This window comes from Sphaerisporangium cinnabarinum (assembly GCF_055567015.1).
This window is the reverse complement of record NZ_JBVHRG010000006.1, coordinates 1-25,177: the sequence shown is the minus strand read 5'-3', so window position 1 is coordinate 25,177 and position 25,177 is coordinate 1. Positions and strand designations below refer to the sequence as shown.

At 73.8% G+C, this 25,177-nt stretch carries 18 protein-coding genes and 2 pseudogenes; 19 read left to right on the top strand and 1 reads right to left on the bottom strand.

The window, feature by feature from the left end; all coding sequences use genetic code 11:
• The first annotated feature begins 12 nt into the window (after window positions 1–12).
• Window positions 13–1,659 carry a trypsin-like peptidase domain-containing protein gene (locus ACZ4MO_RS10230; RefSeq protein ID WP_175007750.1) on the top strand — a complete coding sequence of 549 codons (1,647 nt, stop codon included), beginning with the start codon at window positions 13–15 and terminating at the stop codon, window positions 1,657–1,659.
• A gap of 204 nt (window positions 1,660–1,863) precedes the next feature.
• Here the strand turns inward: ACZ4MO_RS10230 and ACZ4MO_RS10225 are convergent, their stop codons facing one another.
• Entirely contained in the window at window positions 1,864–3,231 is a 1,368-nt protein-coding gene (locus tag ACZ4MO_RS10225; protein ID WP_175007751.1) for an isochorismate synthase, read from the bottom strand.
• Window positions 3,232–3,294: 63 nt separating this feature from the next.
• On the opposite strand from ACZ4MO_RS10225, the gene ACZ4MO_RS10220 reads away from it, so the two are divergent.
• The 18 genes and pseudogenes from ACZ4MO_RS10220 to ACZ4MO_RS10135 all read left to right on the top strand — a co-directional run.
• On the top strand, window positions 3,295–3,990 hold the full coding sequence (locus ACZ4MO_RS10220) for a demethylmenaquinone methyltransferase (RefSeq protein WP_108050269.1): 696 nt from the start codon (window positions 3,295–3,297) through the stop codon (window positions 3,988–3,990).
• A gap of 395 nt (window positions 3,991–4,385) precedes the next feature.
• Window positions 4,386–5,687, top strand: a complete 1,302-nt coding sequence (locus tag ACZ4MO_RS10215; RefSeq protein ID WP_255436974.1) for a geranylgeranyl reductase family protein — start codon at window positions 4,386–4,388, stop codon at window positions 5,685–5,687.
• A gap of 121 nt (window positions 5,688–5,808) precedes the next feature.
• On the top strand, window positions 5,809–6,171 hold the full coding sequence (locus ACZ4MO_RS10210; protein WP_021481795.1) for an NADH-quinone oxidoreductase subunit A: 363 nt from the start codon (window positions 5,809–5,811) through the stop codon (window positions 6,169–6,171).
• 57 nt (window positions 6,172–6,228) lie between these two features.
• The gene (locus ACZ4MO_RS10205) at window positions 6,229–6,780 is read left to right on the top strand and encodes a NuoB/complex I 20 kDa subunit family protein (RefSeq protein WP_021481794.1); all 552 of its coding nucleotides are present in this window, start codon (window positions 6,229–6,231) and stop codon (window positions 6,778–6,780) included.
• A complete protein-coding gene (locus tag ACZ4MO_RS10200) occupies window positions 6,777–7,553 on the top strand; it encodes an NADH-quinone oxidoreductase subunit C (RefSeq protein WP_175007752.1) in 777 nt (258 codons plus the stop codon). The genes ACZ4MO_RS10205 and ACZ4MO_RS10200 overlap by 4 nt, the downstream gene beginning before the upstream one ends.
• Before the next feature lie 113 nt (window positions 7,554–7,666).
• A complete protein-coding gene (locus tag ACZ4MO_RS10195; protein WP_228485391.1) occupies window positions 7,667–8,929 on the top strand; it encodes an NADH-quinone oxidoreductase subunit D in 1,263 nt (420 codons plus the stop codon).
• Window positions 8,926–9,699: pseudogene (gene nuoE, locus ACZ4MO_RS10190) on the top strand (NADH-quinone oxidoreductase subunit NuoE); the annotation flags it as partial. The gene ACZ4MO_RS10195 and the pseudogene nuoE, both read left to right, overlap by 4 nt.
• A 107-nt stretch (window positions 9,700–9,806) precedes the next feature.
• Window positions 9,807–11,174, top strand: a complete 1,368-nt coding sequence (nuoF, locus tag ACZ4MO_RS10185) for an NADH-quinone oxidoreductase subunit NuoF (RefSeq protein ID WP_175007754.1) — start codon at window positions 9,807–9,809, stop codon at window positions 11,172–11,174.
• Window positions 11,174–13,858, top strand: a complete 2,685-nt coding sequence (locus tag ACZ4MO_RS10180) for an NADH-quinone oxidoreductase subunit G (protein ID WP_175007755.1) — start codon at window positions 11,174–11,176, stop codon at window positions 13,856–13,858. The genes nuoF and ACZ4MO_RS10180 overlap by 1 nt, the downstream gene beginning before the upstream one ends.
• A complete protein-coding gene (nuoH, locus tag ACZ4MO_RS10175) occupies window positions 13,855–15,270 on the top strand; it encodes an NADH-quinone oxidoreductase subunit NuoH (RefSeq protein WP_175007756.1) in 1,416 nt (471 codons plus the stop codon). The genes ACZ4MO_RS10180 and nuoH overlap by 4 nt, the downstream gene beginning before the upstream one ends.
• 58 nt (window positions 15,271–15,328) lie before the next feature.
• Window positions 15,329–15,832 (top strand): annotated as a pseudogene (gene nuoI / locus ACZ4MO_RS10170) (NADH-quinone oxidoreductase subunit NuoI); the annotation flags it as partial.
• Window positions 15,833–15,990: 158 nt separating this feature from the next.
• Entirely contained in the window at window positions 15,991–16,920 is a 930-nt protein-coding gene (locus tag ACZ4MO_RS10165; protein WP_175007758.1) for an NADH-quinone oxidoreductase subunit J, read from the top strand.
• The gene (gene nuoK / locus ACZ4MO_RS10160) at window positions 16,920–17,219 is read left to right on the top strand and encodes an NADH-quinone oxidoreductase subunit NuoK (RefSeq protein ID WP_074808829.1); all 300 of its coding nucleotides are present in this window, start codon (window positions 16,920–16,922) and stop codon (window positions 17,217–17,219) included. The genes ACZ4MO_RS10165 and nuoK overlap by 1 nt, the downstream gene beginning before the upstream one ends.
• 19 nt (window positions 17,220–17,238) lie before the next feature.
• On the top strand, window positions 17,239–19,263 hold the full coding sequence (gene nuoL, locus ACZ4MO_RS10155) for an NADH-quinone oxidoreductase subunit L (RefSeq protein ID WP_175007809.1): 2,025 nt from the start codon (window positions 17,239–17,241) through the stop codon (window positions 19,261–19,263).
• Window positions 19,264–19,276: 13 nt separating this feature from the next.
• Window positions 19,277–20,944: an NADH-quinone oxidoreductase subunit M gene (locus ACZ4MO_RS10150; RefSeq protein ID WP_175007759.1), complete on the top strand. Its 1,668-nt coding sequence runs from the start codon at window positions 19,277–19,279 to the stop codon at window positions 20,942–20,944.
• A complete protein-coding gene (nuoN, locus tag ACZ4MO_RS10145) occupies window positions 20,941–22,722 on the top strand; it encodes an NADH-quinone oxidoreductase subunit NuoN (protein WP_175007760.1) in 1,782 nt (593 codons plus the stop codon). Before ACZ4MO_RS10150 ends, nuoN begins: the two co-directional genes overlap by 4 nt.
• 65 nt (window positions 22,723–22,787) lie before the next feature.
• The gene (locus ACZ4MO_RS10140; protein ID WP_074808834.1) at window positions 22,788–23,792 is read left to right on the top strand and encodes a polyprenyl synthetase family protein; all 1,005 of its coding nucleotides are present in this window, start codon (window positions 22,788–22,790) and stop codon (window positions 23,790–23,792) included.
• A gap of 354 nt (window positions 23,793–24,146) precedes the next feature.
• The coding region (locus ACZ4MO_RS10135) for a hypothetical protein (RefSeq protein WP_499278798.1) at window positions 24,147–25,177 on the top strand (1,031 nt) is incomplete at its 3' end.

Here is a 25,177-nt window from a genome sequence, read left to right as displayed (position 1 = left end):
AGGAGGCCCACCATGACGAACACCCCGGGCACCGAGCCCACCCCCACCCCGACGCCCGACGCCACGCAGCCGCTGCCGGCCGCGACCTCGGGCGAGCAGGCACCGGTCCAGCCGTCGGCGCACCCGACCGGCCACCCGACGCAGCCGCTCCCGCCGCACCCCGTCCAGCACCTCACGACGCCGCAGCCCGCCCCGACGAGCCACGGCGCGGCGCCCGCGGGGCAGACGCCCGCCGCGGCGCCGGCCAACCCGTACGCGCGCCCCGCGCAGGGCGCGCCCGGCGCCCACACGCCGTCCGGCAGCTTCGGCCCGCCGCCCGCACCGCCCGCGCCGGCCACCGTCGGGGAGGGCGGCGCCCCGCAGCGCCGCCGCACCTGGGTGCCGGTCGTCAGCGCCGCGGCCGCCGCCGCGCTCCTCGCGAGCGTCGGCACCGCCGGGCTCACCGGCGCGTTCGGCGCCGACCGGGACTCCGCGTCGCTCGCCGACGTCGGCCAGCAGCACGAGACGTCGGCCGCGCCTGTCGCCGACTCGTCGTCGCAGAACCCCGACTGGGAGGCCGTGACGAAGGCCGTCGCGCCGTCGGTCGTGGCGATCCAGGTCCAGACCTCGCAGGGCGGGGCCGAGGGCTCGGGCGTCATCATCGACGACAAGGGCCACGTGGTGACGAACAACCACGTGGTGTCCGGCGCCGAGAACGACACGGTCCAGGTCACGCTCAGCGACGGCCGCCTGTTCGACGCGAAGATCGTCGGGCTCGACCCGGCGACGGACCTCGCCGTCGTGCAGCTCGTCGACGCCCCGGACGACCTCCAGCCCGCGACGCTGGGCGACTCCGACGACGTGACCGTCGGCGAGTCGGTCCTCGCGGTGGGCAACCCGCTCGGCCTCGCGAACACGGCCACGACCGGCATCGTGTCGGCCGTCGACCGCCCGGTGTCCGCGTCGGGCGAGGGGGGCGGCACGTCCGTCGTCACCAACGCGATCCAGATCGACGCCGCGATCAACCCCGGGAACTCGGGCGGTCCGCTGTTCGACGCGCAGGGCCGCGTCATCGGCATCACGTCGTCGATCGCGACGCTCTCGAGCGGCGGCGGGCAGTCCGGCTCGATCGGTCTCGGGTTCGCCATCCCGGTGAACCTCGCCAAGACGATCGGTCAGCAGCTCGTCGACAACGGGACCGCGGAGCACGCGTTCCTCGGCGTGACGCTCGCCGACGCGACCGCGACGGCCGACGGCGTCACGCGCCGCGGCGCCGAGGTCCAGGAGGTGACCGACGGCTCGCCGGCCGCCGACGCGGGCATCCGCTCGGGCGACGTCATCGTCGCCATCGACGGCCACCCGGTCGGCGGTGCGGAGTCGCTCACGGCGTTCGTGCGGGAGCGGGCGGCGGGTGCCGAGTCGAAGCTCACCGTCGTGCGCGACGGCAAGACGCTCGAGCTCGACATCACCTTCGCGACGCGCCCGGCGGACGACGAGACCACCGGCCAGGGGTCGCAGGACGGCCAGGGCCAGCAGCCCGGCCAGGACGGTCAGGGCCAGCTCCCCGGCCAGGGCGACCAGGGTGGCCAGCAGGGCGGCGACCAGGGCCAGCAGGGCGACCCGACCGACCCCGGCAACGTCCCGAACCCGTTCGACTGGTTCTTCGGCGGCCAGGGCTGACCCGGCGCCGCACCCCGTCCCGCCACCTCCTCCGACCGTGGCGGGACGGTGGGCCGTCGGGGACGTCCCCGCCCCGGCGGCCCACCGCACCGAGCGGCCGGCACGGATCTCCGTGCCGGCCGCTCGTCGTCGTCCGGGGGTCTCTCGCCGGGGTCCTTCCGCCGGGGGTCTTCCGCCGGGGTCGGGGCGCGGGGCGGTGGGGCGTCAGGCGTCGCCGAGCGCGTAGCGCATCGGCTCGAGCTTCGCCTCGGACTCGGCGACCTCGGCCGCCGGGTCGGACGCCGCGACGATCCCGCACCCGGCGAAGAGCCGCACGGAGCGCGGGTCGGTGCCCGACAGCTCGGCCGAGCGCAGCGCGATGCCCCACTCGCCGTCGCCGTCGGCGCCGAGCCACCCGACGGGCCCGGCGTACCGGCCGCGGTCCATGCCCTCGATCTCGCGGATGAGGTCGCGCGCGACGACGGTCGGCGTGCCGCATACGGCCGCGGACGGGTGCAGCGCGGCCGCGAGCGCGAGGCTCGTCGGCCCGGCCGCGGCGCCGCCCGACGCGCCGGGCGCGCTCGCGCCGCGCGCGAGGACGGCCGTCACGTCGGACGCGAGGTGCATGACGTTCGGCAGGTGCAGCACGAACGGCGAGTCGGGGACGTTCATCGACGAGCAGAACGGGGCGAGCGCCTGCGCGACCGACCGGACGGCGTACTCGTGCTCCTCCAGGTCCTTCGACGACCGGGCGAGCTGCGCGGCCCGCAGGAGCGCCTCGTCGTCGGACAGGCCGCCGCGCCGGATCGTGCCCGCGAGCACGCGGGACGTCACGAGTCCCTTCTCGCTGCGGACGAGCAGCTCGGGGGTCGCGCCGACCAGCCCGTCGACCGAGAACGTCCAGCACGCCTCGTAGGCCGAGGCGAGGCGGGCGAGCATCCAGCGCGGGTCCACGGGCTCGCTCGTGTGGGCGACGACGTCGCGCGCGAGCACCACCTTCTCCAGCGCGCCCGAGCGGATGCGCTCGACGCCCTCCGCGACGACGGCGGCCCAGTCGTCGGCGCCGAGCGCGCCGTCGTGCCAGGCCACCTCGCCGGGCGCGCGCACGGGCTCGCGCGGCGTGCGGCGCAGGGCGTCCGTGGGGGAGGAGGACAGCGAGCCGGCGGTGTCGACGGTCGTGAGCCACGCGTGCCCGTCACGCCGCCCGACGACGACGCGCGGCACGACGAGGACCCCGCCGGCCCGGACCGGGTCGTGCGCGTCGTCGCCCGGCGCGGAGTCGTCGAACGCGAACGAGCCGAACGCGACGGGGCCCGTGCCGGGCAGGCCCACCTCGTCGCGCACGACCGCGCGCGCGAGCGTCTCGTGCCACGCGGCCTCGGCGTCGGCGAACCGGCCCGGGCCCCACGTCTCGAGCCGCAGCGCCTCGCCCCAGCCGACGATCCCGTCGCCGCGGCGCACCCACGCGAGGGGTCGCGTGTCGGGCAGGAGGTCGACGAGGGCGTCGAGACCGCCGGGCAGGTCGGGGATCCGGGTGGTCCTCACGACCAGCGGGTGGGGCTGTGCGGCGGTGGCCGACGGTTCTGCGCTCATCGCCTCCCAGCGTAAGCCGCGACGGTGCGACCCCGGGCGCGGGGACGTGGAAGCATGGGCGGCATGCCCCGTGCCAACCTGGACAAGAAGCCCTCCGAGGTCGCGTCGATGTTCGACGGGATCGCCTCCCGGTACGACCTGACCAACGACATCCTGTCGCTCGGGCAGGACCGCGCGTGGCGCCGGGCGACGGTCCGCGCGATCGGCGCGCTCCCGGGCGAGAAGGTGCTCGACCTCGCGGCGGGGACCGGCACGTCCTCGGAGCCGTTCGCCGACGACGGCGTGCGCGTCGTCCCGTGCGACTTCTCCCTCGGCATGCTCCAGGTCGGCAAGGAGCGTCGGCCGGACCTCCCGTTCGTCGCCGGGGACGCGACGCGGCTCCCGTTCGCGGACGGCACGTTCGACGCGGTGACGATCTCGTTCGGGCTGCGCAACGTCGTCGACACCGAGGGCGCGCTGCGCGAGATGCTGCGGGTCGTGCGACCGGGCGGGCGCGTGGTCATCTGCGAGTTCTCGACCCCCACGTGGGCGCCGTTCCGTGTCCTGTACCAGGAGTACCTGGTCCAGGCGCTGCCGCGCATCGCCTCCGCGGTGACCCGCGAGGGCGGGTCGTACCAGTACCTCGCCGAGTCGATCGCCGCGTGGCCGGACCAGGAGGGCCTGGGCCGTCTCCTGCTCCGCGCAGGCTGGGAGAAGGTCGCCTACCGCAACCTCTCCGGCGGGATCGTCGCGCTGCACCGGGGCGTGCGCCCGGCCTGACGGGACGCCAGGTCCACGGCCCCGCGCGTGCCGCGCGGGGCCTTCTCGGCGACCCCGGCGGCACGCGGCCGCGTCGGCGCGCGTGCGCGGCGCTGACCTGGGACGACGGCGACCCGGGCGGGCGCGGACGCGCGGGAGGCTAGGCCATCGCGGCGCCGGCCCCCTTGCCCGCGAGTCCTCGTCCCCAGGGCCGGTCGTCGCCGGGCGACAGGACCTTCGTCACAGGATCTCCCAGGGAAGGGTCGCCTTGCTACACATCTCCCGTCCGGAGTGACTAGAGTGGCGGTGTCCATTGTGACCGACTTCACAAGGGCAGTGGATGCACCGTGTCCCGAGCCGGGCCACGGTGGAGCATCGCACGAGGACTCCGACGACGGGACGGCGAGGTGGGCACGGTGGGCGCGAGGCTCGACGACGCCGACGTGATCGTCGTGGGCGCCGGCCCGGCCGGTTCCGCGGCCGCCCACTACTGCGCCGCCGCGGGCCTGAGCGTGCTCCTCCTCGAGAAGTCCGCCTTCCCGCGCGACAAGATCTGCGGCGACGGCCTGACGCCGCGCGCGGTCGCCGAGCTCGTGCGCATGGGCGTCCCCACGCGCTCCGAGGACGGCTGGATCCGCAACCGCGGGCTGCGCGTCGTCGCGAGCGGCCGCTCGTGGGAGCTCGCGTGGCCGGACCTCGCGTCGTACCCCAGCTACGGCATGGCCCGCGCGCGCCACTCGTTCGACCGCACGCTCGCCGAGCACGCGCAGCGCACCGGCGCCAAGCTGCTCGAGCGCACCGCCGTCACCGGTCCCGTCCTCGACGAGCGCACGGGCCGCGTCGTCGGCGTCACGGCGCGCCCCGTGGACGAGAAGGGCCGGCGCGCCGGGGACGAGGTCACCTACCGGGCTCCCGTCGTCATCGCGGCCGACGGCGTCTCGTCCCGCTTCGCGCTCGCCCTCGGCCTCGCGCGGCGCGAGGACCGCCCGATCGGCGTCGCCGTCCGCACCTACTTCCGCACGCCCCGCCACGACGACCCGTGGATGGAGTCCCACCTCGAGCTGTGGGACGGCAAGCCCCGCGAGTCGAACCTCCTGCCGGGCTACGGCTGGATCTTCTCGCTCGGCGACGGCACGGCGAACGTCGGCCTCGGCTCGGTCAGCTCGACGCCCGCGCGCCAGTCCGCGGCGAACGTCGACTACAAGGACCTGTTCGCCACCTGGATGCGCAACGCGCCCGCCGAGTGGGAGTTCACGGAGGAGAACCGGCTCGCCCCGGTGCGCGGCGCGGCGCTGCCCATGGGCTTCAACCGCACGCCGCTGTACACGCGCGGCGTGCTGCTCGTCGGGGACTCGGGCGGCATGGTGAGCCCGTTCAACGGCGAGGGCATCGCGTACGCGATGCAGGCCGGGCGGGCCGCGGCCGACGTCGTGGCCCAGTCCCGCGTGCGCCTCACCGACGCGGGGCGCGAGCGTGCGCTGCAGACGTACCCGCGCCTCATGCGGCGCGAGCTCGGCGGCTACTACACGCTCGGCCGGTACTTCGTGAAGCTCATCGAGCACCCCGAGATCATGCGGATCTGCACGCGCTACGGGCTCCCGCGCCCGGTCGTCATGCGGTTCGTCCTCAAGCTCCTGTCGGACTGCTACGAGCCCCGCGGCGGCGACTGGGTCGACCGCGTCATCGCCGGGCTGACCAGGGTGGTGCCATCGTCATGAGCCCACGAGGTGGGCCGGCACCCGCGCACCACGCAGCGCCGGCACTCGCACCACCTGACCGCGGACCCGGACGACGCCGTCCGGGGAGACCCGTCCCGAGCCCCCACTCGAGGAGTCGACGATGACCAACCCGTACGTCCCGCTGCTCGTCCTCATGGGCGTGGCCGCAGTGCTCGCGCTCGGCGGCGTCGCCGCGAGCGCGGTCATCGGCCCCAAGCGGTACAACCGCGCCAAGCTCGACGCCTACGAGTGCGGCATCGAGCCCACGCCCCACGCCGTCGGCGGCGGGCGCTTCCCGATCAAGTACTACCTCGTCGCGATGACGTTCATCGTCTTCGACATCGAGGTCGTCTTCCTCTACCCGTGGGCCGTCGACTTCGCGACGCTCGCGACGTTCGGGCTGGTGGCGATGCTCGCGTTCCTCGCGCTCATCACCGTCCCGTTCGTCTACGAGTGGCGCCGCGGCGGCCTCGAGTGGGACTGACGGTGGCACCCAGCGTGGGCCCCGGCGGGCACCGGCGAGAGAACTAGGAGAGACACCATGGGGATCGAGGAAGCTCCCTCGGGCTTCTTGCTCACCACGATCGAGGACCTCGCGGGGTACCTGCGCAAGGCGTCGCTGTGGCCCGTGACGTTCGGCCTCGCGTGCTGCGCCATCGAGATGATGGCGGCTGGCGCGTCGCGGTTCGACCTGTCGCGCTTCGGCATGGAGGTCTTCCGCGCGTCGCCGCGCCAGGCGGACCTCATGATCGTGGCCGGGCGCGTGAGCCAGAAGATGGCGCCGGTCGTGCGGCAGGTCTACGACCAGATGAGCGAGCCCAAGTGGGTCCTGTCCATGGGCGTGTGCGCGTCGAGCGGCGGCATGTTCAACAACTACGCGATCGTGCAGGGCGTCGACCACGTCGTCCCTGTCGACATCTACCTGCCCGGCTGCCCGCCGCGGCCGGAGATGCTCATCAACGCGATCCTCGCGCTGCACGACCAGATCCAGCACGAGCCGCTCGGCGTGAACCGCAAGGAGGCGGCGCGCGCCGCCGAGGCGGCGGCGCTCGAGGCGACGCCCACGTTCCAGATGAAGGGGCTGCTGCGGTGACGGACGAGAAGAGCGGCGCCGGCACGCCGGTGCCGCAGCCGGAGGAGGTGAACGGCCCCCGGTCGGCCGACCTCCTGACCGGTGCCGGGGCGCCCCGCACGCTCGAGGTCGTCGAGGTCCGCGAGGGCATGTTCGGCGTCCACGGCTCGGGCGACACGTCCGGGTACGGCGGGCTGGTCCAGCCCGTCGCGATGCCGGGCGCGAGCGCGCGCCCCTACGGCGGCTGGTTCGACGAGGTCGTGGACGTCCTCGCCGAGGTGCTCGAGGCCTCCGGCGTCGCGTTCGACGCCGCGGTCGAGCGCGTCGTCGTCGACCCGCCCGGCGCGCACGCCGAGCTGACCCTGCACGTGCACCGCGACCATCTCGTCGAGGTGTGCCGCGCGCTGCGCGACGACCAGGACCTGCGCTTCGAGCTGAGCCTGGGCGTGAGCGGCGTGCACTTCCCGCACGACGTCGGCCGCGAGCTGCACGCCGTCTACCACCTGACCTCGATCACCCACGGCCGGCGGCTGCGGCTCGAGGTGGCGGTGCCCGACGCGGACCCGCACGTGCCGTCCACGACGTCCGTCTACCCGACGAACGACTGGCACGAGCGCGAGACGTGGGACTTCTTCGGCATCGTCTTCGACGGCCACCCGTCGCTCGCGCGCATCGAGATGCCCGACGACTGGCCGGGCCACCCGCAGCGCAAGGACTACCCGCTCGGCGGGATCCCCGTCGAGTACAAGGGCGCGACCGTGCCCCCGCCCGACACGAGGAGGTCGTACTCGTGAGCACGCACACCACCGGCGCCCCCGGCGGCGCCCCGCACGCCACCCGGCCGCCCGTCGGCGACTTCGACCCCGGCGTCCCGAGCTTCGAGGCGTCCGGCGGCGACTGGGCCGAGATCGCGGAGAGCGCCGTCGCGGCCGCCGCGCTCGGCGAGGAGCGCATCGTCGTCAACATGGGCCCGCAGCACCCGTCGACGCACGGCGTGCTCCGCCTCATGCTCGAGATCGACGGCGAGACGGTCACCGAGGCGCGCTGCGGCATCGGCTACCTGCACACCGGCATCGAGAAGAACATGGAGTTCCGGACGTGGACGCAGGGCGTCACGTTCTGCACCCGCATGGACTACCTCGCGCCGCTGTTCCAGGAGACGGCCTACTGCCTCGCGGTCGAGAAGCTCCTCGGCATCACGGACGACGTGCCCGAGCGGGCGAGCGTCATCCGCGTGCTGATGATGGAGCTCAACCGCATCGCGTCCCACCTCGTGTGCCTCGGCACGGGCGGCAACGAGATGGGCGCGACGACCGTCATGACCATCGCGTTCACCGCGCGCGAGGAGATCCTGCGGATCTTCGAGGCGGTCACGGGGCTGCGCATGAACCACGCGTACGTTCGCCCGGGCGGCGTCGCGCAGGACGTGCCGCCGGACCTCGTCGAGCAGGTCCGCCGGGCGGACCCGCTCGTGCGCCGCTACCTCGGCCAGCTCGGCGACCTCATGCTCGCCAACCCCATCTTCAAGGGGCGCCTCGTCGGGGTCGGGCACCTCAACCTCGCGGGCTGCATGGCGCTCGGCGTCACCGGCCCGGTGCTGCGCTCGACGGGCCACCCGTACGACGTGCGCAAGTCCGACCCGTACTGCGGCTACGAGACGTACGACTTCGACGTCCCGACCGCGACGGGCGCCGACTGCTACGACCGCGTCGTGCTGCGGCTCGAGGAGTGCTACCAGTCGCTGCACATCGTCGCGCAGTGCCTCGACCGCCTCGAGGCGACGGCGGGCCAGCCCGTCATGGTGGGCGACCGCAAGATCGCGTGGCCCGCGCAGCTCGCGATCGGGAGCGACGGCCAGGGCAACTCGCTCGAGCACATCAAGGAGATCATGGGCTCCTCGATGGAGGCCCTGATCCACCACTTCAAGCTCGTCACCGAGGGCTTCCGGGTCCCCGTGGGGCAGGCGTGGCAGACCGTGGAGCACCCGCGCGGCGAGCTCGGGGTGCACCTCGTGTCCGACGGCGGCACACGCCCCTACCGGGCGCACTTCCGCGACCCGTCGTTCAACAACCTCCAGGCCGTGGCGGCGATGTGCGAGGGCGGCCAGGTGGCCGACGTCGTGGTCGCGGTCGCGTCCCTGGACCCCGTGCTGGGAGGGGTGGACCGATGACCATCGACGCCGGACCTGCGACGGACGGGACGCCCGCCCGGCGGGCGCGCCCCGGGTACGACGCGGAGACGACGGCGCGCCTCGCCGCCGACGCCGCGCAGATCGTCGCGCGCTACCCCGAGTCCCGCTCCGCGCTGCTGCCGATGCTGCACCTCGTGCAGTCCGAGGACGGCTACGTGTCGCGCGACGGCATCCTGTTCTGCGCGGAGCAGCTCGGCCTCACCGCGGCCGAGGTCTCCGCCGTCGCGACGTTCTACACCCAGTACAAGCGCCACCCCAACGGCACCTACACCGTGGGCGTCTGCACGAACACGCTGTGCGCGATCATGGGCGGCGACGCGATCTTCGACGAGCTGTCGGAGCACCTCGGCGTCGGGCACGACGAGACGACCGAGGACGGCGCGATCACGCTCGAGCGCGTGGAGTGCAACGCGGCCTGCGACTACGCGCCCGTGATGATGGTCAACTGGGAGTTCTTCGACAACCAGACCCCCGGCAGCGCGACGGACGTCGTGGACCGGCTCCGCGCCGGCGAGGCCGTCGCCCCGACGCGCGGCGCGGCGAGCGTGTGCACGTTCAAGCAGATGAGCCGCGTGCTCGCCGGCTTCACCGACGGCCGCGCCGACGAGGGCGTCGGCGCGGGCGAGCCCACCCTCGCCGGCCTGCGGCTCGCGCGCGAGCACGGCTGGACCGCACCGACCGGTGAGACGGACGCGGAGGCGGCCCCGGACGGCGGCGCCCCCGCCGGCGGTGCGCCGGACGCCGGCGAGGCGCAGTCGAGCGCCGAGCGGAAGCCGACGACCGACGCCGACGTCGACCCCGGCGGCAAGGCCGAGTCGCCCGGCACGAAGCCCGACCCGTCGAAGGGAGCGGACGCATGAGCGAGCAGCAGAGCACCGAGACCCGTCCGGCGCCGGACCCGCTGACCCCGGTCCTGTCGGACACGTGGGACGCGGACCGGTCCTGGACGCTCGCGTCGTACCTGGACCGCGGCGGCTACGCGGGCCTGCGCGCGGCGCTCGGGCAGGAGCCGGGCGACGTCGTCGCGACGGTCAAGGCGTCGGGCCTGCGCGGCCGCGGCGGCGCGGGGTTCCCCACGGGCATGAAGTGGGGCTTCCTGCCCGCGCCCGACGGCGGCCCGCGCTACCTCGTCGTCAACGCGGACGAGTCCGAGCCGGGCACGTGCAAGGACATCCCGCTCATGCTCGCGAGCCCGCAGGCGCTCGTCGAGGGCGTGGCGATCACGTCGTACGCGATCGGGTGCGACCACGCGTTCATCTACGTGCGCGGCGAGGTGCTGCACGTGTACCGCCGCCTGCTGCGCGCGGTCGAGGAGGCGTACGAAGCGGGCTACCTCGGCAAGGACGTGCTCGGGTCGGGCTTCGACCTCGACGTCACGGTCCACGCCGGGGCCGGCGCGTACATCTGCGGCGAGGAGACGGCGCTGCTCGACTCGCTCGAGGGCCGTCGCGGGCAGCCGCGGCTCAAGCCGCCGTTCCCCGCGGTCGCGGGCCTGTACGCGCGGCCGACGGTCGTGAACAACGTCGAGTCGATCGCGAGCGTGCCCTCGATCGTCGCGCGCGGCGCGGACTGGTTCACGTCGATGGGCACGGAGCGCTCGGCCGGCGTCGGCCTGTTCTCGCTCTCCGGGCACGTGACGTGGCCGGGGCAGTACGAGGCTCCGCTCGGCACGACGCTGCGCGAGCTGCTCGACCTCGCGGGCGGGATGCGCGGGGGCAAGGCGCTGAAGTTCTGGACGCCGGGCGGCTCGTCGACGCCGCTGTTCACCGACGCGCACCTCGACACCCCGCTCGACTACGAGTCGGTCGCGGCGGCGGGCTCGATGCTCGGCACGCGCGCGCTCCAGCTCTTCGACGAGACGACGTGCGTCGTGCGGGCCGTGAGCCGGTGGACCGACTTCTACGCGCACGAGTCGTGCGGCAAGTGCACGCCGTGCCGCGAGGGCACGTACTGGATGAAGCAGGTCCTGGCGCGCATCGAGGCGGGCCAGGGCACGGAGGCCGACCTCGACCTGCTCCTCGACACGTGCGACAACATCCTGGGCCGCGCGTTCTGCGCGCTCGGCGACGGCGCCACGTCGCCCGTCACGAGCAGCATCGCGCTGTTCCGCGACGAGTACGAGGCGCACATCACGGAGCACCGCTGCCCGTTCGACCCGGCGGCCTCCGCGCTCTTCGACTACACGCCCCGCCCGGCCCGCGTCCTGACGGCAGGAGTGCACTGATGACGACCACGACCCCCGCCCCGGGCACCGGCTCCTCGGCCGTCGCGCCCTCGGGCGGCGCGGCCAAGCCCCCGGCCCCCGCGGACCAGGTGACGTTCACGATCGACGACATCGAGATGTCGGTGCCCAAGGGCACGCTCGTGATCCGCGCGGCCGAGCAGATCGGGATCCAGATCCCGCGGTTCTGCGACCACCCGCTGCTCGAGCCCGCCGGGGCGTGCCGCCAGTGCCTCGTCGAGGTCGCGGCGCCCGACCGCGAGGGCAACGTGCGGCCCATGCCGAAGCCGCAGGCGTCGTGCACGCTCGAGGCGACGCCGGGCATGGTGGTCAAGACGCAGCGCACGAGCCCGGTCGCCGACAAGGCGCAGCACGGGATCATGGAGCTGCTGCTCATCAACCACCCGCTCGACTGCCCGGTGTGCGACAAGGGCGGCGAGTGCCCCCTGCAGAACCAGGCGATGAGCAACGGGCGGGCGACGAGCCGGTTCGTCGACGTCAAGCGCACGTTCCCGAAGCCGATCGCCGTCTCGACGACGATCCTGCTCGACCGCGAGCGCTGCGTCCTGTGCCAGCGGTGCACGCGGTTCTCGCAGGAGATCGCGGGCGACGCGTTCATCGACCTGCAGAAGCGCGGCGCCGCGCAGCAGATCGGCCGCTTCGACGAGGCCGTGCTCGACTTCGCGCCCCCCGCGGGCGAGGCGCCCGGCGACCGCCCGGTGGGCCTGGCGCTGGAGGACGAGGCCGGACTCCCGTTCGCGTCGTACTTCTCCGGCAACACCGTGCAGATCTGCCCGGTCGGCGCGCTCACGGGTGCGGCGTACCGCTTCCGGTCGCGCCCGTTCGACCTGGTCTCGACGCCGTCGGTCGCCGAGCACGACTCGTCCGGGTCGGCGATCCGCGTCGACCACCGCCGGGGCGTCGTGCTGCGCCGTCTCGCCGGCCAGGACCCGCTCGTCAACGAGGAGTGGATCACTGACCGGGACCGCTTCGCCTTCACGTGGCAGTCCGCGCCGGACCGCCTCACGCACCCGCTCGTGCGCGACCACGAGGTCGCGCCGGACGGCACGGTGACGCGCGGCGAGCTGCGCCCGGCCTCGTGGGCCGAGGCGCTCGAGGTCGCGGCCGACGCCCTGACCCGGGCCCGCGACGCGGGCGGGGTCGGCGTCCTGCCCGGCGGGCGGCTCACGGTCGAGGACGCGTACGCGTACGCCAAGCTCGCGCGCACGTGGCTGCGCACCAACGACGTCGACCACCGGGCCCGCGCGCACAGCGCGGAGGAGGCGGACTTCCTCGCGCACGCCGTCGCCGGCACCGGTCTCGGCGTGACCTTCCCCGACCTCGAGAAGGCCCCCGCGGTCCTGCTCGTCGGCCTCGAGGCCGAGGAGGAGGCGGGCGTCGCGTTCCTGCGCCTGCGCAAGGGCGCGCTGCGGCACCGGGTCCGCGTGTTCTCCGTGGCGCCGTTCGCGTCGCGCGGCGTGCAGCGCATGCACGGCACGCTGCTCCCCGCCGCCCCGGGCACCGAGGCGGAGTGGCTCGACGGCATCGCCGCGGGCGACCGGGTCCGCACGCTCGACGAGGCGAGCGGCACCGACGACGTCCTCGCCGACGCGAGCGACGCGCTCCGGCAGGCGGGCGCGGTCGTCCTCGTGGGGGAGCGGCTCGCCGCGACGCCCGGCGGCTACAGCGCGCTGCTGCGCGCGGTCGCCGCGACGGGCGCGCGCGTCGCCTGGGTCCCGCGCCGAGCAGGCGAGCGGGGCGGCGTCGAGGCGGGCACGCTGCCCAACCTCCTGCCGGGCGGCCGCCCGGTCGCCGACGCCGCGGCCCGCGTGGACGTCGCGACCGTGTGGGGCGCGGCGACGACCGAGGACCACCCCGCGGGGCTGCCCACGGCCCCGGGCCGCGACCTGGGGGAGATGCTCGACGCGCTCTCGGTCGGCCAGCTCGCGGGCGTCCTCGTGGGCGGGCTCGAGCTCGACGACCTGCCCGACCCGGCGCACGCGCGCCGCGCGCTCGAGGCGGCGGACGTCGTCGTCTCGCTCGAGGTGCGGCGCTCGGCGGTGACGGACCTCGCCGACGTCGTCCTCCCGGTCGCGCCGCCCGTGGAGCGGGCCGGGGCGTTCGTGAGCTGGGAGGGGCGCGTGCGCCCGTTCCCGGCCGCGCTCGCCTCGACCGCGATGCCCGACCACCGCGTGCTCGACGCGCTCGCGGACGCCGCCGGCGCCCCGCTCGGCCTGTCGACGCTCGAGGCCGTGCGCGCCGAGCTCGAGCAGCTCGTGGGCGACGGCGCGTGGGACGGCGCGCGCGCCGCGGCGCCCACGGTCGACGCGACCGAGCCGCCCGCCGTCGCGCCGGGGACCGCGGTCCTCGCGAGCTGGCGCCTCCTCCTCGACGACGCGCGCGGCCAGGACGGCGAGCGCTACCTGGCCGGCACGGCCAAGCGCCCCGTGGCCCGCCTGTCGGCGGCCACGGCCGCCGCGGTCGACGTGTTCGACGGCGAGCTCGTGCGCGTCGTCACCGACCGGGGCGCGGTCACGCTCCCCGTGGTGGTGACCGACATGGTCGACCACGTGGTGTGGCTGCCGCTGCGCTCGCCGGGGTCGTCCGTGCACGCCACGCTCGGCGCGGTGCCGGGCGACCTCGTCCGGCTCGAGCCGGGGACCACCGACGGAGGGGAGGGCGCATGAGCGGCCTGCACGCGCTCCACGCGCTGGCCACCGAGACGCCGGCGGTGCCCGGCATCACGGCGAACTTCTCGCAGGACAACGGCTGGACGTACCTCGTCAAGGCCGTCCTCATCCTCGTCTTCCTGCTGACGAGCGTGCTGTTCGCGATCTGGTTCGAGCGCAAGGTCGTCGCCCGCATGCAGGTGCGGCCCGGCCCGAACTGGCACGGCCCGTTCGGCCTGCTCCAGTCCCTCGCCGACGCGATGAAGCTCCTGCTCAAGGAGGACATCACCGTCAAGGCGGCCGACAAGTTCGTCTACCTGCTCGCGCCGATGATCTCCGTGTTCTGCGCGCTCCTCGTGTTCGCGGTCATCCCGTTCGGGCCCGAGGTGCAGATCCCGTTCACGGACTACGTGACGCCTGCCCAGCTCACCGACTTCCCGGTCGCGACGCTCTACATCCTCGCGTGCGCGTCGCTCGGCGTGTACGGGATCGTGCTCGGCGGCTGGTCGTCCGGCTCGACGTACCCGCTGCTCGGGTCGGTCCGCTCGACGGCCCAGGTCATCAGCTACGAGCTCGCGATGGGCCTGTCGCTCGTCTCCGTCTTCCTCATGGCGGGGTCGATGTCGACCTCGCGCATCGTCGACTCGCAGACGCAGCTGTGGTGGTTCCTCCCGCTCCTGCCGGCGTTCGTCATCTACGTGATCTCCATGGTCGGCGAGACGAACCGCCTCCCGTTCGACCTCCCCGAGGCCGAGGGCGAGCTCGTGTCGGGGTACATGACCGAGTACTCGTCGATGAAGTTCGCGTGGTTCTTCCTCGCGGAGTACATCAACATGCTCAACGTCTCCGCGGTCGCGACGACGCTGTTCCTCGGCGGGTGGCGTGCCCCGTGGCCGCTCTCGGCGATCAACGACGGGATGCTCAACGAGGGCTGGTGGCCGATCCTCTGGTTCCTCGTCAAGGTCTGGGCCGTCATGTTCTTCTTCGTGTGGGTGCGCGGCACGCTGCTGCGCCTGCGCTACGACCAGTTCATGCGCTTCGGCTGGAAGGTCCTCATCCCGTTCGCGCTCGCGTGGCTCGTGCTGCTCGCCGTCGCCCAGGCCGTGCGCCAGTTCCTCGACGTGGACCTGCGCGTGTTCATCGGGATCGCGGTCGCGATAGCCCTCGTGGTGGTGGTCGTCGTCTGGTTCTGGCCCGAGAAGAAGGCGCCGCCCGGGTCGGCTCCGCGCGCCGCGGGCGCCGCGCCCGAGCCGTTCGACGCGTTCGCCGGCGGCTTCCCCGTCCCGCCGCTGCCCGGCCAGTCGCTCCCGCCCTCGCCGCGTCGTCGGGCCCTCGTGCCCGACGACGCGGGCACCGCCCGGGCGTCCGCCGCACCGGGTGCCGGTGCTCCCCGCGACACACCGCACGACAAGGAGGTCGACCGTGGCTGACGACCAGAAGCCGGACCGGCCGGGTGAGTACGAGGTCCGCCGCCCGCAGGCGAAGGGCCTGCGCGAGCTCGTCGCGCCCGTCGCCGGGTTCGGCGTGACCTTCTCCTCGATGTTCCGGCCGACCGTGACGGAGCAGTACCCGCGCCAGAAGGTGCCGCCCAAGCCGCGCTACCACGGCCGGCACCAGCTCAACCGGTACCCCGACGGGCTCGAGAAGTGCATCGGGTGCGAGCTGTGTGCCTGGGCGTGCCCCGCGGACGCGATCTACGTCGAGGGCGCGGACAACGCGGACCTCCCCGACGGCGGCCACATGTCGCCCGGCGAGCGGTACGGCCGCGTCTACCAGATCAACTACCTGCGCTGCATCTTCTGCGGGCTGTGCATCGAGGCGTGCCCGACGCGCGCGCTGACGATGACCAACGAGTACGAGCTCGCCGGGCCGACGCGCGAGGGCATGATCTGGGAGAAGCAGGACCTCCTCGCGCCGCTGCGCGAGGGCATGCTCGCCGCGCCGCACCCGATGGTGCCCGGGACGTCGGACACCGAGTACTACCGCGGAGAGGTGAGCGGCCCGGTGGCCGAGCAGGTGGAGTGGGTGCGCGAGCACCGGCCGGACGACCCGACGCTCCCGCCGGAGCAGGCGGGCCGCGAGCCGGAGGTCCGGCGGGTCACGCAGCCGTCCGGGCGGTCCGCCCGTCCGTCGGCCCGGAAGGGCGCGCGGTGATCGGGGGCGGCGGCGAGGCGGTCCTGTTCTGGGTCCTCGCCCCTCTCATGGTGCTCGCGGCGCTCTCGCTGCTCTTCGCACGCAAGGCGGTGCACGCCGCCATCGCGGTCATGTTCGTCATGGTCGACCTCGCGATCCTCTACATCGCGCAGGAGGCGTCGTTCCTCGGCGTCGTCCAGGTGGTCGTCTATACGGGCGCCGTGATGATGCTGTTCCTCTTCGTGCTCATGCTCGTCGGCGTCGACGCGTCGGACTCGCTCGTCGAGACGATCCGCGGCCAGCGCTGGATCGGCGTGCTGCTCGGGCTCGGGCTCGGGGCGGTGCTGGTCGGCGTCGTCTCGCAGGCGGCGTTCCCGCCCGCGGTCGGCCTCGAGGCCGCGAACGCGGTGACGAACCCGGTCGCGCTCGCACGCGTGCTCTTCGCGGACTACGTGTTCGCGATGGAGGTCGTGGGCATCCTGCTCATCACCGCCGCGGTCTCGGCGCTCGTGCTCACGCACCGGCGCCGCCTCACCCCGAAGGTCGGCCAGCGCGAGCAGGCGGACGCGAAGGTCGCGGCCCTGCCCTCGGGCGGCCGGCTCACGCCGCTCGCCGCGCCCGGCGTCTACGCGCAGAACAACGCGATGGACACGCCGGCCCTCGACCCGCAGGGCCGGCCCATCGAGGAGTCGGTGTCCCGCATCCTGCGGATCCGCGGCCAGGAGCGCTCGGCCGGCACGATCCTCGAGGCCGAGCGCGACGTGCTCGTCGAGCACGAGCCGCAGCGCGCCCTGCCCGCGCTGCGCGCCCAGGACGCGAACGAGCGCGTGGTGCAGGCCGCGACGGCCGAGCAGCCCGAGGGCGAGGCGCCCGCCGGCGACGTCGCGGGTCCTGACGACCCGGGCCGGTCCCGCGTGCCCGGCGCGACCCCGGGAGGAGAGGACTGATGGAGCTCACCCACTACCTCGTGCTGGCCTCGATCCTCTTCGCGATCGGCGCCGCGACGGTCCTGCTGCGCCGCAACGCGATCATCGTGTTCATGGGCGTCGAGCTCATGCTCAACGCGACCAACCTCGCGTTCGTCACGTTCGCCCGCATGCACGGCGACGTGACCGGCCAGGTCCTCGCGTTCTTCGTCATGGTGGTCGCGGCGGCGGAGGTCGTCGTCGGCCTCGCGATCATCGTGTCCATCTTCCGCACCCGTCGGTCCGCCTCGGTCGACGACGTCAACCTGCTCAAGAGCTGAGGGGCCGGCACCGATGACGATGCTCCTTCCCGCCCTGCCGTCGGTGGGCGGACTGCTGACCGCGACCGACGTCGTGCCCGCGACCGAGACGGTCCCGGGCGCGTTCCTCGCCGCACCGCTGCTCGTGCTGCTCCCGCTCGTCGGGGCGGCCGTCCTGCTGCTCGCGGGCCGCCGCAGCGACCGCTGGGGCGCCTGGTTCGGCGTGCTCATGTCCGCCGCGGCGTTCGTCGTGGGCCTGGTCCTCTTCCTGTCGATGCTGGGCCTCCCGGTCGACGAGCGCGTCGTGGACTACCGCCTGTTCGACTGGATCGTGTCCGGCGGTCTCGACCTCGCCGTCGGGCTGCGGATCGACCCGCTGTCCCTGACGTTCGTGCTCCTCGTGACGTTCGTGGGCACGCTCATCCACGTCTACGCGGTCGCCTACATGGCGCACGACCGCGACCGGCGCCGGTTCTTCGCGTACCTCAACCTGTTCATCGCGGCGATGCTCGTCCTCGTCCTGGCCGACTCGTTCCTCCTGCTGTTCGTCGGCTGGGAGGGCGTCGGGCTCGCGTCGTACCTGCTCATCGGGTTCTGGAACCACAACCGGGCGTACGCGGTCGCGGCGAAGAAGGCGTTCGTCATGAACCGCGTGGGCGACATCGGCCTCATCGTCGCGCTCATGCTCATGTTCGCGACGTTCGGCGCGCTCGACTTCAGCACCGTGTTCGCCCGCGTGCCGGAGGCCTCGACCGCGCTGCTCACGGCGACGGGCCTCGCGCTCCTGCTCGCGGCGTGCGGCAAGTCCGCGCAGTTCCCGCTCCAGGCGTGGCTCGGGGACGCGATGGCCGGCCCGACGCCGGTCTCCGCCCTCATCCACGCGGCCACCATGGTCACGGCGGGCGTCTATCTCGTCGTGCGGTCCGCGCCGATCTTCGAGGGCGCGCCGACGGCGCAGCTCGTCGTGGTGATCGTCGGTGCGGTGACGCTGCTCTTCGGGGCGATCGTCGGCTGCGCGAAGGACGACATCAAGAAGGCGCTCGCCGCGTCGACCATGTCGCAGATCGGTTACATGATCCTCGCGGCCGGGCTCGGCCCGATCGGTTACGCGTTCGCGATCTTCCACCTCGTGACGCACGGCTTCTTCAAGGCCGGCATGTTCCTCGGTGCCGGGTCGGTGATGCACGGCATGGACGACCAGGTCGACATGCGCCGCTTCGGCGGCCTGGCGCGGTACATGAAGGTCACGTGGATCACGTTCATGATGGGCTGGCTCGCGATCCTCGGCATCCCGCCGTTCTCGGGCTTCTGGAGCAAGGACAAGATCATCGAGGCCGCCTTCGTCCCCGTGGACGGCGAGCCGTGGCGGGCCTGGGTCTTCGGCGGCGTCGCGCTGCTCGGCGCGGGCATCACCGCGTTCTACATGTCGCGCCTGTTCTTCATGACGTTCTCCGGACGCCGCCGCTGGAACGACGGCAGCGGCTCCGTGGACGGCCTCGGCCCGCAGGACGGTCCCGTCCAGCACCCGCACGAGTCCCCGCGTCTCATGACGTGGCCGATGATCGTGCTCGCCGTCGGGTCGGTGGCCCTGGGCGGCATCCTCGCCGCGGGCTCGCGCTTCGTCACGTGGCTCGAGCCCGTCACGGGGCACGCCGAGCACCACGAGCCGGTGCTGCCCGTCTGGTCGCTCATCGCCCTGACGCTCCTGCTGGTCCTCGCTGGCGCGGCGCTCGCGTGGCGCCAGTACGCGATGTCGAGCGTCCCGGTCCGCGCCCCGCGCGGCTCGGTGCTCACGCGCGCGGCCCGGCGCGACCTGTACCAGGACGACGTCAACGAGACCGTGTTCATGCGCCCCGGCCAGTACCTCACGCGCTCGCTCGTCTACGCCGACAAGGAGATGGTCGACGGCGGCTGGATGGGCCTGGCGGGACTCGTCGGCAAGGTGGGGGAGTGGCTCCGCGGCTGGCAGAACGGCTACGTGCGCTCGTACGGCGCGACGATGCTCGGCGGCCTCGTGGTCGTCGTCGCCGTCGTCCTCGCCCTGACCACCGGCTCCGCGAGCTGAGAGGGAGACACCCATGACCACCTCCGTCCCCTGGTTGTCCCTGCTCATCGCCTGGCCCCTGGTGGGTGCCGCGGCGGTGTGGCTCACGGCCGCCGCCCGCACGCGCGGCGTCGGTGCCGGCGCGCTGCGTGCCGTGCGCGGCATCGCGCTCGGTGCGGCGCTCGTCGAGCTCGGCCTGCTCGTCGGCGCGTTCACCGCGTTCGACACGTCGGCGGCGGGCACCCACCAGCTCGCCGAGACGTACCGCTGGATCCCGCAGATCGGGGCGAGCTACGCGGTGGGCGCCGACGGCGTCGCGCTCGCGCTCGTCGCGCTCTCGGTGCTGCTGGTCCCGCTCGTCGTGCTCGCCGCGTGGAAGGAGCAGGACGGCGACGTCCGCCGCCTGCGCCACTACCTCGCGCTCGTGCTGCTGCTCGAGGCGTTCATGGTCGCGGTGTTCGTCGCGCGCGACGTGTTCCTCTTCTACGTGCTGTTCGAGGCCATGCTGATCCCGGTCTACTTCATGATCGGCGGGTTCGGCGTCGGGGCACGGCGGCGCTACGCCGCCGTGAAGTTCCTGCTGTTCTCGCTCGCGGGCGGCCTCATCATGCTCGCGGCCGTCATCGCGCTCTACGTGCAGGTGCCGATCGACCCGGCCACGGGCGCGCGGCCCGAGGACGCGTTCCTCACGGCGAACCTCGTGGGGTACTTCGCGGAGACCCCGATGCCGGTCACGATCGAGCGGCTGCTGTTCCTCGGCTTCTTCCTCGCCTTCGCCATCAAGGCGCCGCTCTTCCCCGTGCACACCTGGCTGCCCGACGCCGCGCAGCACGCGCCCGCCGGGACGTCCACCCTGCTCGTCGGCGTCCTGGACAAGGTGGGCACGTTCGGGATGCTCACGCTGTGCCTGCCGCTGTTCCCGAACGCGAGCAGGTGGGCGGCGCCCGTCGTCGTGGTGCTCGCCGTGGTGTCGATCCTCTACGGCGCGCTCATGGCGATCGGGCAGAGCGACCTCATGCGCCTCATCGCCTACACGTCGGTGTCGCACTTCGGGTTCATCGTGCTCGGCATCTTCGCGTTCACGTCGCTCAGCGTGTCCGGCTCGTCGCTCTACATGGTGAACCACGGCATCTCGACCGGGGCGCTCTTCCTCCTGGCAGGCTTCCTCGTCGCGCGGCACCCCGAGCGGTCGCAGCGCATCGCGGACTACGGCGGCCTCCAGAAGGTCGTCCCGGTGCTCGCGGGCACGTTCCTCGTGGCGGGCCTGTCCGCGCTGTCGCTGCCGGGCCTGTCGACGTTCGTCAGCGAGATCATGGTCCTCGTCGGGACGTTCGCGCGCAGCCCGTGGGCCGCGCTCGTCGCGGTGCTCGGCGTCGTGCTCGCCGCGCTCTACGTGCTCCTCACCTACCAGCGGGTCTTCACGGGCGGCACGCGCGAGGGGCTGGAACAGCTCCCCGACCTGGGCGCGCGCGAGAAGTGGGTCGTCGCGCCGCTGCTGGTCGCCCTCCTCGTCCTCGGGTTCTACCCGGCACCCGCGCTCGACCTCGTGCGCGAGCCCGCCGAGGTGACGCTCTCCGACCTCGCGGTCGCGGGCGTCGAGGACCCGCCGCGCTCCGACCCGTTCGCCGCGGCGACCGAGCAGGTCTCCTCGGGCCAGGGCACGTCCGTCACTCGTAGCTCCGACGAAGGGAGCGAGTCGTGAACGACTCCTTCGTGGCCCCCACGGTCGACTGGCTGTACCTCGCCCCGGTCCTCGTCGTGCTCGGCGCCGGCGTCGTCGGCGTGCTCGTCGAGGCGTTCGTCCCGGCGCGCGTCCGGCGCACGGTGCAGGTCGTCCTGGCCCTGCTGGCGACGGCCGTGGCGCTCGCGTTCGTCGTCGTGCTGTGGCGCGACCCCGCCGTCCAGGGCACGGACGGCGCCGCCTACGGCGTGCGGGTGCTCGGCGGGTCGATGGTCATCGACCCCTTCGGGCTCGCGGTCCAGGGGATCGTCGTGCTGCTCGCGTTCCTGGCGATCCTCGTGATCGCCGACCGGACGTCGACCGGCCAGGACGCGTTCGCACCGTCCGCGGCCGCCGTCCCCGGCTCGCCGTACGAGGACCTCACGCGGCGCAAGGGGCTCGAGCAGACCGAGGTCTACCCGCTCGTGCTGTTCGCCGTCGGCGGCATGATGATCTTCCCCGCCACCGGGAACCTGCTCGTGATGTTCGTCGCGCTCGAGGTGCTCTCACTCCCGCTGTACGTGCTGTCCGCGATGTCCCGGCGTCGCCGCCTGCTGTCGCAGGAGGCGTCGTTCAAGTACTTCCTGCTCGGCGCGTTCGCGTCCGCGCTGTTCGTGTTCGGCGTCGCTCTCGTCTACGGGTTCGCCGGCTCGGTGGACCTGGTCGAGGTGTACCAGTCCCTCGCGACGCCCGGGGGCCCGCTCGCGAGCATGCCCGGTCTCGTCGTCGTCGGCGCGCTGCTCATCCTCGCGGGGCTCCTCTTCAAGATCGGCGCGGCGCCGTTCCACTCCTGGACCCCCGACGTCTACCAGGGGGCACCGACGCCGATCACGGGCTTCATGGCCGCGTGCACCAAGGCGGCGGCGTTCGGCGCGCTCCTGCGCGTGCTGTACGTCGTGAGCCTCGGCCTCGCGCAGTCGTCGCCGGCCACGCGCGAGGACCTGTTCGTCGCGCTGTGGATCGTCACGCTGCTCACCATGGTCGTCGGGACCGTCGTCGGTGCCGTGCAGACCGACGTCAAGCGGCTCCTCGCCTACTCGTCGATCGCCCACGCGGGCTTCATCCTCGTCGGCGTCCTCGGCTTCTCCCAGCTCTCGCTGCGGGCGACGGTGTTCTACCTCCTCGTCTACGGCCTCGCGACGGTCGGCGCCTTCGCGGTCGTCACGCTCGTCCGCGAGACGGCCCCCGTGCGCGAGCGGGTGGCCGCGACCGTCGGGGCGGGCGCCGGGGGAGCCGACGGCTCGGACGCGGCGGACAACGTCACGGACGGCTCGTCCCGGGAGCCCGTCGCCGTGCTCGGCGAGGCCACCCACCTCGCCCAGTGGGCGGGTCTCGGGCGCCGCAGCCCGTGGCTCGCCGGCGTCTTCTCGCTCTTCCTGCTCTCCATGGCGGGCATCCCGCTGACCGCCGGGTTCGTGGCGAAGTTCACCGCGTTCGGCGCGGCGATCGCCGGCCCCGACGGGCAGGGCGGTGGCTCCACCTGGGTGCTCGCGGTGGTCGGTGTGCTCGCCTCCGCCGTGGCGGTGTTCTTCTACGTCCGCCTCATCGTGCTGATGTTCTTCACGGCACCGTCCGGCGGCGAGCGCGACGCGGCGGACGGCGGCGCGGACGCCTCGGAGGGCACCGGCGTGACCGTCGTGCGGTCGACCGGACCGACGACCGTGGCGATCGCGGTGTGCGCGATCGGGGTGCTCCTCCTCGGTGTGTTCCCCTCCCCGGTTCTCGATCTGGCGGCCGAGGCGGTTAAGTTCGTCCCGTGACCTCCGTGCCTCCCGTCCCCTCCGCGCCCGCCGGGCCCCGTGGCCCGCGTGAGCGGACCGCTCCCGTGACGACCACCGCGATCCCGATCTCGGACCCCGAGCTCGCGGCCGCGCTCACCGAGCGCCTGGCGGAGGTCGAGACCCGGCTCCGGGCCGCCGTCGCGCACGCCGACCCGCTCGCGGACACGGCGTCGCGCCACCTCGTGAACGCCGGGGGCAAGCGCCTGCGCCCCCTGCTCACGCTGCTCGCTGCCGAGCTCGGGGACGGGGCACGGCCCGAGGTCGCGGAGGCGGCCGTCGTCGTCGAGCTCACGCACCTCGCGTCGCTCTACCACGACGACGTCATGGACTCCGCGCCCGTGCGGCGCGGTGCGCCGTCCGCGCACGCGGTGTGGGGGAACTCCGTCGCGATCATGGTCGGTGACCTGCTGTTCGCGCGCGCCGCGTCGACGGTCGCGGCGCTCGGCCCGGAGGCCGTGCTCATCCAGGCCCGCACGTTCGAGCGGCTCTGCCTCGGCCAGCTCCACGAGACCACCGGACCGGGAGAGGGCGACGACCCCGTCGAGCACTACCTCGAGGTGCTCGCGGACAAGACGGCGTCGCTCCTGTCGACGTCCGCGCGGCTCGGCGCGATGTTCGCCGGCTGCCCGGCCGACGTCGTCGAGACGGTCGCGGCGTACGGCGAGCGGCTGGGGGTCGCCTTCCAGCTCGCCGACGACGTGCTGGACCTCGCGTCCTCCGGCGACGAGTCGGGCAAGACGCCCGGCACCGACCTGCGCGAGAAGGTCCCGACGATGCCGGTCCTCCTGCTGCGCGCGCGCATCGCCCAGGGGACCGCGACGGAGGACGACGCGGCGCTCGTCGCGCTGCTCGACTCCGACCTGACCGACGACGCCGCGCTCGCGGCGGCCGTCGCGGCGCTGCGCCGGCACGAGGTGCTCGCCGAGACGCGTGCGCTCGCCGTCCGGTGGGCCCGCTCCGCCGTCGACGAGCTCGACGCGCTGCCCGCCGGGCCGGTGAGCGACGCGCTGCGCTCCTTCGCGGAGGCCCTGGCGGACCGCGCCGCCTGACCCGTCGACGGGGTGAACTTTCCGGCGGCGGGCGTCGTGCCCGCGGGGCCCCCGCAGAGCCCAGGCCGGTTGCCCGGGACACCCGTCCGGCCCGGCCGGGCGCGCCACGCGCGACGAGCTTCGGTGGCGGGGGAGCCGGACCGCGCGGCCTGAGAGGGGAGTTCTCCCCATGGGACGGGTGTCGGATCTCACTCGCTCTCCCGTTATCCTCGGTTGCGCGATCGGTGGGGCCGCCTGGCAAGTGCGAGATCGAGGGGGCCGGCGAAGGGGACCGATCGCCTCCCGATCCGGCTCCTCGGAGGACTTGTGGGTTTCCTGGCGCGCCTGCGTGAGCATCGTCGTACCGTCGCGTCGGTGAGCACCGTGTCGGTGTTCTCCACCGCGCTGGTGGGGCTCGCGCTGTTCACCGAGGGCGAGGCCACGGCGGACGTGGACCTCAACGACTCGGGCGTGTGGGTGACGAAGACGTCGGCCGGCCTGCTGGGGCGGTTCAACTACGAGTCCCAGGCGATGGACGGGACGCTCAACGCGGGCAGCGCGTCGTTCGACGTGCAGCAGGACGCGGGCCGCGTGCTCCTCGAGGACGCGGGCACCGGGACCGCCTCGCCCGTGGACGTCGCCCATCTCAAGCTCGACGGCCAGGTGCGCCTCCCGGCGGGGGCGCAGGTCGCGTCCGGGGGCGCGACGACCGCGATCCTCGACGGCGAGGAGGGCCTGCTGTGGGTCCTGCCGTTCGACGGCGCGACGTCGTTCGACGCCGAGGAGCTGGACCCCACGGTCGAGGTCGAGGGCGACGGGGACGTCGTCGTCGCGCAGGACGGTACGGTCTTCGTCGCGGTCCCGTCGACGGGGACGCTGTGGACCGTCCGCACGACGGCGCGCGGCGCGGTCTCGGGGGAGCCCGCGTCCACCACGCTGCCCGTGGGGACGGGTGCCGAGGTCGAGGTGACCGCGGTCGGCGACGAGCCGGTCGTGCTGGACCGCTCCGCGTCGCAGCTCGTGCTGCCCGGCGGCAAGGCGGTGGCGCTCGACGACGGCGCGGAGGCGCGGCTGCAGCAGCCCTCGGCGGCGTCCGACGACGTGGTGGTCGCGACGTCGCGCGGCCTGGTCACGCAGCCGCTCGGCGGCGGCGACGCGGTCCGCCGCGCGGCCGAGGGGCGACCGGCGGCGCCCGTGCAGCTCGGGTCGTGCACGTACGGGGCGTGGGCCTCGACCGGCCAGGTGGTCCGTGACTGCGAGGGCACCGACCGTGACCTGGACACCCGCCTGGAGGGGATCGACCCGCAGGCGCGCCTGGAGTACCGGGTGAACCGGCAGGTGATCGTGCTGAACGACCTGTCGGCGGGGACGTTGTGGATGGCGGCGGACGAGTACCAGAAGGTCGA